Annotated in this window: 5 protein-coding genes; 3 read left to right on the forward strand and 2 right to left on the reverse strand. The window is 58.0% G+C overall.

Annotation, left to right across the window (positions count from 1 at the left end):
* Position 1: 1 nt before the first annotated feature.
* From B4U49_RS15560 to B4U49_RS15570, 3 genes are all read left to right on the forward strand, one after another.
* A complete protein-coding gene (locus B4U49_RS15560; protein ID WP_078085524.1) occupies positions 2-622 on the forward strand; it encodes an energy transducer TonB in 621 nt (206 codons plus the stop codon).
* Positions 623-635: 13 nt separating this feature from the next.
* Positions 636-1,970: a tetratricopeptide repeat protein gene (locus B4U49_RS15565; RefSeq protein WP_078085525.1), complete on the forward strand. Its 1,335-nt coding sequence runs from the start codon at positions 636-638 to the stop codon at positions 1,968-1,970.
* A gap of 226 nt (positions 1,971-2,196) precedes the next feature.
* Positions 2,197-2,847, forward strand: coding sequence for an energy transducer TonB (locus B4U49_RS15570; RefSeq protein WP_078085526.1), 651 nt, complete (start codon positions 2,197-2,199; stop codon positions 2,845-2,847).
* Between the two features lie 65 nt (positions 2,848-2,912).
* On the opposite strand, the gene ilvD is transcribed toward B4U49_RS15570, so the two are convergent.
* Positions 2,913-4,748 (reverse strand): dihydroxy-acid dehydratase, encoded by a 1,836-nt coding sequence (ilvD, locus tag B4U49_RS15575; protein ID WP_078085527.1) that lies wholly within the window; start codon positions 4,746-4,748, stop codon positions 2,913-2,915.
* 214 nt (positions 4,749-4,962) lie between these two features.
* Positions 4,963-6,276 (reverse strand): amino-acid N-acetyltransferase, encoded by a 1,314-nt coding sequence (gene argA, locus B4U49_RS15580; protein ID WP_078085528.1) that lies wholly within the window; start codon positions 6,274-6,276, stop codon positions 4,963-4,965.
* Positions 6,277-6,414 lie beyond the last annotated feature (138 nt).

Raw genomic sequence — 6,414 nt, forward strand, 5'->3', positions numbered from 1 at the left:
TATGAACCCGGTAAGACTAGCAGGGGCAGGTGCGCTGGCGGTAGCCACGACTTTCGCCCTGATCTTCACCATGCATCAGCTGATTGAAGCCAACATGAAGGCTCCCGATGAGGAAGAGCCTATCAAGGTGGCAGACGTCGTGATGCCTGAGACGAAGATCGAAACCAAATACGATACCAGCAAACCGGATAAGCCCGACGAGCCCGAAACTCCGCCACCCGATATGCCGGAGCCGGAGTTTGACCAGCCGGATATAGACAATGCCCTGAACATGTCTGCTCCTGCTGCAAGCGCCGCGGTGAAGGTAGGTGGGATTGGTGGTTTCGCCACCGAAGGTGACTACCTGCCTATCGTAAAGGTTCAGCCTCAGTATCCCCGTCGCGCACTGCAGCGTGGTATCGAGGGCTGGGTAGTTGTGGAATATACGGTGACCAAGAACGGTTCTGTACGGGATCCGCGTGTGGTTGAAGCCTTCACCAAAGATGGCAACCCGACCACCATCTTCAACCGCGCAGCGGTGAAGTCGGCCCTGAAGTACAAGTACAAGCCGCGGGTTGTTGACGGCGAGCCAATTGAAGTGCCTGGTGTAAAAACCAAGATCAGCTTCAATATGGCGCAATAAATAGGGGACGCATATGAATATGACGACCGTGACGAAAGGTTTATCCAGATTCGTCCTGCGCACGTCCGTGGCGCTGCCCCTGGTACTTGCCCCGGCGGTAAGTGTCACTGTGCTGGAAGCCGCGGGTGTATCCGCGTCTTTTGCCCAGTCTGAAGCGGCCGAGCAAAAGACTCGTAAAACTCCGTCCATGCGCGAGAGCGCCTTCAAGTATCTTGGCAGAGCGCAGGAAGCTGCGGATGCTCAGAACTGGCAGGAAGCTCTTGCCGCGCTGAAGGAAATGGAAGCTGGTAAGAGCAAGCTGAACGGTTACGAAACCGCGCAGATGTATTACTTCTACGGCTTCGTTTACTACAGCATGGAGCGTTACCCGCAAGCGATCAATTACTACAAGCAGGTGCTGCAGCAGGGTCAAGAAAACCTGCCGGTGGCCCTGGAAGTAGGTACGCTGCTGACCATCGCCCAGCTGTACTTTGTAACCGAGGACTACAAGCAGGCGCTGAACTACCTCAACAAGTGGTTCGCAGTTGCTGACAACATCAACGCCGACTCCTACGCGCTGCGTGCACAGGCCTACCACCAGGTAGGGAACAGTGCCAAGGCAATGGCTGACATCAGCACTGCCATCGGTATGTACGAGAAGGAAGGCAAGGTTCCGAAGGAAAACTGGCTCCAGCTGCAGCGCTACTTCTACTACGACAAGAACGACTACAAGAATGTAGCCAAGGTTCTTGAGAAACTGGTGAAGCACTACCCGAAGGGTGAGTACTACAAGCAGCTGGCGGGCATGTACGGCGAACTGAAGCGTGAAGACGATATGCTTCACATGATGGAAGCCGCGTATGTCGCAGGTGCCTTGCAGAAAGAGAAAGAGCTGTTGAACATGGCCTATCTCTTCATGGGTGCTGAAATGCCGTACAAGGGCGCCAAAGTCATCGACAAGGGCATCAAAGAGAAGAAGATCAAGCGCACCTCGAAAAATCTGGAAACCCTGGCTCAGGCATACCAGATGGCTCAGGAGCTGCAGAAGTCTATTCCCGAGCTGGAAGACGCAGCACAGATGTCTGACAAGGGCGATCTCTATTCCCGTCTGGCCGGTATCTACCTGGACCAGGACAAGAATGAGAAAGCTCTGGAGATGGGCGCCAAGGCGCTGAAGAAGGGCGATATCAAGCGTCCGGACCAGCTCTACATTGTACTCGGGATGGCCAATGCCAACCTGAAGAAGTACGACGCTTCGCTGAAATACCTGAAGCAGGCCGCTGATGACAAACGTTCCGAGAAGTTTGCCAAGCAGTGGATTACTTTCGTTGAAGCTGAGCAGGAGCGGGAAAAACAGCTGGCTTTGTAAGCCATCTGATTGTTCCAATCCCGAAAGGCCGCACACTGTGCGGCCTTTTTTTTGCGTGAAATTTACGTGCTTTGGCGCTTGTTTGATCAATAAATGGGAATTATTTGCATGTTCGCCAAAATCGACTAAATACTGAAAGTAGCTGATCAGCTTTTTCCGCCGCGCCACGACCCGCTGTCGCCCGGCGCGACCAATCTACACCTGAAAATAAAAAGGAGAGGTGTTTATGGAACAGGCTTATCCGCTCAATTCCAGTCCTCTAATATCCGTACCGTCGAAAACCCTTACGCTCGCGCGCAATGGGGCATTTGCCCTGGGGATCACGGGGTTGCTACTGTTTGGCATGACGCAGCTGATTGCCACCGACTACCGGGCCCCACCGGAGGAGCTGCCGCCCAAGGTGGCATCTATCCATCTACCGAAGCTCGTGCCCTCCGTAGAGCAGTCGCAACCGATTCTGAAACCACAGGATCCGCCTCCGGTGATGGAGCCGACAAAAATCGAGCAGTCTGTGGAACCAGGGGATATCCCGCTCGGGTTTGAGCCTCCTGCACCCACTCAGCGCAAGTTTGATCCCTCCCTGGTCAGTGCCGACCCGCTGCCTATTTACAAGCCGGCACCACGCTATCCGCGCCGCGCGCTCGCGCGAGGTATTGAAGGGCATGTGGTGGTGGAATTTACGATCACTCCCAGCGGCAGCGTGAAAAACCCGCGGGTTGTGGGCGGCTACACCGCGGCCGGGGAGCCCACCGACGTGTTCAATCGTGAGGCGCTAAACGCGGTAGAGCGATTCAAATATCGCCCCACCATTTCCGATGGCCAGCCGGTGGAGCGGCACAATGTGAGAAACCGGATTACATTCCGACTGGCGGAATAAAGGAGGGATAACTGTTGGGCCGCAAGCGTGCACCGCGCTCGCGGCCCAATTTTGTAATCGGGCTATCAGTCGATTTCCCGCACTGCGCCCTTGTCGGCGCTGGTGGCGAGCAGCGCATAGGCCTTTAGCGCGCGACTGACTTTACGTGGGCGAACCTTGGCAGGTTTCCAGCCATCCGCGCCTTTGCTATGCATGACTTCGCGGCGGCGGTGCAGTTCCGCTTCCGGGATATCCACCTCAATCAGGCGGTTAGGGATGTCGATGCGAATGGGATCGCCGTCCTGCACCAGGCCGATATTGCCGCCGCCGGCAGCTTCCGGAGAGACGTGTCCGATTGACAGGCCGGAAGTGCCACCGGAGAAACGCCCATCGGTAATCAGAGCACAGGATTTCCCCAGACCCTTGGATTTCAAGTAGCTGGTGGGATAGAGCATCTCCTGCATGCCGGGGCCACCTTTGGGACCCTCGTAGCGGACGATGACGGCTTCGCCTTCCTTCACCTTGCCCTCTAGAATATTCGCCACGGCATCTTCCTGACTCTCGACGATATGCGCCGGGCCTTCAAACTTCCACAGCTCTTCTTCCACTCCGGAGGTCTTCACCACACAGCCGTCCGGTGCGAGGTTGCCGAACAGTACTGCAAGGCCGCCTTCTGAGGAGTAGGCGTGCTCTACGGAGCGGATGCAGCCCTGCTCGCGATCGCCGTCCAGATTATTCCAGCGGCAGTCCTGGCTGAATGCCTGCTGGGTGGGGATACCTGCGGGGCCGGCGCGGAAGAACTTGTGCACGTCCGGATTATCGGTACGGCGGATGTCCCACTCTTCCAGTGCTTCCTTGAATGAGCTGCTGTGGACCGTCGGCAGGCTTGCATCCAGCAGGCCGGCGGCTTCCAGTTCGCCCAAAATTGCCATCACACCACCGGCGCGGTGTACGTCTTCGATATGGTATTTTGGGGTGTTGGGCGCGACCTTGCACAGCTGCGGTATCTTGCGCGACAGGCGGTCGATATCTGCCAGGGTAAAGTCGATCTCACCTTCCTGAGCCGCGGCCAACAGATGCAGGATGGTGTTGGTGGAACCACCCATGGCGATATCCAGGGCCATCGCGTTGGAGAAAGCCGCGCGATTGGCGATGTTGCGTGGCAATGCAGAATCATCGTCCCCGTCGTAATAGCGTTTTGCCAGGGCCACGATTTCGCGCCCGGCGCGCAGGAACAGCGCCTCCCGGTCTGCGTGAGTGGCGAGCATGGTGCCGTTGCCCGGCAGCGAGAGCCCGAGGGCCTCTGTCAGGCAATTCATGGAGTTGGCAGTGAACATGCCGGAACAGGAGCCGCAGGTCGGACAGGCGGAGCGCTCGTATTCGGCGACCTGCTCGTCGGAGGCGTCGTCGGTAGCGGCGATCACCATCGCATCCACCAGGTCCAGCTTGTGCTCGGAAAGCTTGGTTTTACCGGCTTCCATGGGGCCGCCGGATACGAAGATCACCGGGATATTCAGGCGCAGGGCGGCCATCAACATTCCGGGGGTGATCTTGTCGCAGTTGGAGATACATACGAGGGCGTCTGCGCAGTGTGCGTTCACCATGTATTCCACCGAGTCGGCGATGATCTCGCGGCTGGGCAGGCTGTACAGCATGCCGTCGTGGCCCATGGCGATACCGTCGTCCACGGCGATGGTGTTGAATTCCTTGGCGACGCCGCCGGCCTTTTCGATTTCCCGCGCGACCAGCTGGCCCATGTCTTTCAGGTGCACATGGCCGGGGACAAACTGGGTGAAAGAGTTGGCCACGGCAATGATCGGCTTGTGGAAGTCGTCATCCTTCATGCCGGTGGCACGCCACAGGGCGCGGGCGCCGGCCATATTGCGGCCGGCAGTGGAAGTGCGAGAACGGTACTGAGGCATAGCGTTACTTAATGTGCTTGTTCAAAAATGAAACCGGGGTTTTGACTCTGGCAGAGAGCCAAACCGTATTCGGGGTTCAGCCGATGTGGCTGGCGGGGCGAGGTACGCCCGGGAGCCCGACAGGTTAGCAAAACAGAAGAAATATTGCGCGACTACCGAAAAGAACAGTAAGGGGCGCAAGTACTGTCCGCATTACACCCCTTGCCATGCAAGCTTATTGCGCATGAAGCTGCTTGCGTAAAACGCGGGAATTGCGCTGGATGTTGTACAGGGATTTACGGCTGGATGGCAGCTCGGACACGTCAACCTGGGAGAAGCCCCGTTCGATAAACCAGTGCTCGGTCTGGGTGGTCAATACGTAGATTTCCGCCAGGTCCAGTGCCCGCGCCTGCCGCTCGAGATGCTGCATCAGCTTGGCGCCGCGGCCGCCGCCGCGAAACTCCGGGTGAATCGCCACACAGGCGACCTCCGCGGCGATGATGTCGCCCTGATCGTCGAGGATTGGGTAGAGTGCCGCGCAGGCCACAGGTGTACCGTCCACCTCGACCAGCGTGAAGTGGTCTATTTCCGATTCCAGCTTTTCCCGCGAGCGCCTGACCAGAACCCCCTGTTTTTCCAGCGGTCGGATCAGTCCGAGGATACCGCCCACATCCTGGATACGCGCGCGGCGGATTACCTCGTAGCTATCCCGGTAAATCATGGTGCCCGCGCCCTCGCGGCTGAACAGCTCCTGCAGCAGGGCGCCGTTGTCGGTATAGCTGAGCAGGTGTACCCGCTGGGTGCCGGCGTTACAGGCGTTGATCGCGTGGCTGAGGGTTTCGCTGTCTACGGACTCCGCGACGTCCTCGGCCTGATTGATACTCAGGTCGTATACGGGTTGGCCGTCTACTTCGAGCTGCGGCAGGTCCCGGTAAAGCACCAGCTTTTCTGCGCGCAGTGCTTTGGCGGCTTCGGCGGCCAGATCGAGATAGTTGAGGTTGAATAGTTCCCCGGTCAGCGAAGTGCCGAGGGGAGACAGCAGCACCAGCGCGCCTTCCTCGAGGGCGCGATTGATCGCACCGGTATCCATGCGCCGCACGCGACCAGTCCAGCGCATATCGGTGCCATCGATAATGCCCTCCGGACGCGCGGTAACGAAGTTGCCGGAAAGTACCTTGAGTGCAGAGTTGGCCATGGGCGAATCTGGCAACCCCTGGGAAAAGGCGGCCTCGATTTCGAACCGCAGGCGGCCCACTGCACCCTTGATCACTTCGAGGGTTTCGCGATCGGTGATACGGGTATTGCCGTGAAAGCGATTCTGGATTCCCGCACTTTGCAGTGCCCGGTTTACCTGTGCGCGCGCGCCGTGTACCAGCACCAGACGAACCCCGAGACTGATCAGCAGGGCCAGGTCATGCACCAGATTGCGAAAATTTTCGTGCTCCAATCCCTCTCCGGGAATGGCGACCACCAGGGTTCGCCCGCGCAGGTCGTTGATATACGGCGCGGCGTTACGGAACCAGTTGAGGTTGGTGGTTTCTGTATTCACGATCTTTTCAGTTCAGCACTTAAATTGGAGGTTTGCACAATATACCGTATTTTCTGCGGCTTTAATGGATTAGGTTTTGATCCAAGTTCGTGGCGGTACCGCTACCGGGGCGGCCTCGCGAGACACGCCGTGAACCCA

The sequence above is a fragment of the Microbulbifer mangrovi genome, from assembly GCF_002009015.1.
Lineage (GTDB): Bacteria > Pseudomonadota > Gammaproteobacteria > Pseudomonadales > Cellvibrionaceae > Microbulbifer > Microbulbifer mangrovi.

Bases quoted from the DNA above. Each gene is read 5' to 3' on its own strand.
- ilvD (WP_078085527.1), bottom strand. From the start codon at position 4,748: ATGCCTCAGTACCGTTCTCGCACTTCCACTGCCGGCCGCAATATGGCC.
- B4U49_RS15560 (WP_078085524.1), top strand. From the start codon at position 2: ATGAACCCGGTAAGACTAGCAGGGGCAGGTGCGCTGGCGGTAGCCACG.
- B4U49_RS15565 (WP_078085525.1), top strand. From the start codon at position 636: ATGAATATGACGACCGTGACGAAAGGTTTATCCAGATTCGTCCTGCGC.
- B4U49_RS15570 (WP_078085526.1), top strand. From the start codon at position 2,197: ATGGAACAGGCTTATCCGCTCAATTCCAGTCCTCTAATATCCGTACCG.